This is a genomic window from Desulfovibrio sp. 1214_IL3152 (assembly GCF_036763055.1).
Lineage (GTDB): Bacteria > Desulfobacterota > Desulfovibrionia > Desulfovibrionales > Desulfovibrionaceae > Desulfovibrio.
This window is the reverse complement of record NZ_JBAIYW010000365.1, coordinates 1-1338: the sequence shown is the minus strand read 5'-3', so window position 1 is coordinate 1338 and position 1338 is coordinate 1. Positions and strand designations below refer to the sequence as shown.

Below are 1338 nucleotides of genomic sequence, written 5' to 3'. Positions count from 1 at the left end.
AGCGCCCGCCCCACCGTGCGCTGGAGCGCGCCTTTGCCGACCTGTACGGCGTGGAAGACAGCATCGTGTACGTGAGCGGCCATGCCACCAACGTATCCACTCTGGGCTTTCTGCTCGGCCACCGCGACGCCATCTTTCATGACGGTCTGGCCCACAACTCGCTGATCCAGGGCGCACGTCTGTCCCACGCGGCGCGCTACTCATACAATCACAACGATTGCGACGCCCTTGAGGAAATCCTCAAGGCCAAGCGCGCCGAGCACAAGCGGGCCATTATCGTCACTGAGGGCCTGTTCAGCATGGACGGCAATATTCCCGATCTGCCCCGCATCATCCAGCTGAAAAAGCAGTATGACTGCATGCTGCTGGTGGACGAAGCCCATTCGCTGGGCGTGCTGGGCGCAACCGGGCGCGGCGCCCACGAGCACTTCGGCATTGACGCCAATGAAGTGGACATGTGGATGAGCACGCTCTCCAAGTCCATGTGCGGCTGCGGCGGTTTTATCGCCGGCCGGCATGAACTGGTTGAATTTCTCAAGTACGGTTCGCCGGGCTTTGTGTTCAGTGTGGGCATGCCCCCGGTTATTGCCGTGGCCTGCCACAAGGCGCTTGACATCATGCTGCGTGAGCCGGAACGGGTACACAAGCTGCAGAGAATTTCCAAGTTTTTTGTGGAGTACGCCTCGAGCATCGGCCTTGATACGGGCGCTGCCCAGGGATACGCCATTGTGCCTGTCATGGTGGGCGACCCCATGGTGGCGGGCTTTTTGTCCAACGCCCTGTTCAAGCGCGGCGTCTACGTCATGCCCATCACCTTCCCGGCAGTCAAGGAGGGCACGGACAGGCTGCGTTTCTTCCTCTCGGCCGCCCATACGGAAGAGCATATCCGCAAGGCGCTTGATGCCGTAAAAGAAGAGATTCCCAAGGCACAGGCCATTGTTGAAAAATACAAGCGCGAACACGCCGAAGAATCCCTGGGCGAATAAAAACAGCACTCCGGCCGGGCCTTATGGCCCGGCTCTCGTTTGATGCGGAGACCGACATGTCTTTTACCAGTGGCGATGCCACAGAAGCGGGAGCGGAACGCGACCGGCGGGCAATGCCCCCGGTGATAGCCTATGTGCTGCTGTGGTTCCCCTTGTCCTCGGAGACCTTTATATTTCGTGAGGTTGTGCAGCTCAGGCAGCGGGGCCTTCCCGTTTATGCCTACAGCATGTACGGGGAAAATCTGAAGGGTTGCAGCGAAGAAATGCGCGGCTATGACGGCCCCGTGCGGCGTATGGGCTTCAGGGCCGCAGGCAGGGTTCTGGCGGCCTTCTGGCGCGCCCTGCGGCAGCG

General features: G+C 60.5%; 1 protein-coding gene and 1 pseudogene. Both read left to right on the top strand.

The annotated features are described in order from the left end of the window. Positions 1-986 (top strand): aminotransferase class I/II-fold pyridoxal phosphate-dependent enzyme (locus tag V6C07_RS07770; protein WP_333535801.1); only part of this gene is annotated, 986 nt, incomplete at its 5' end. Between the two features lie 56 nt (positions 987-1042). Beyond that, positions 1043-1338 (top strand): annotated as a pseudogene (locus V6C07_RS07765) (colanic acid biosynthesis glycosyltransferase WcaL); the annotation flags it as partial.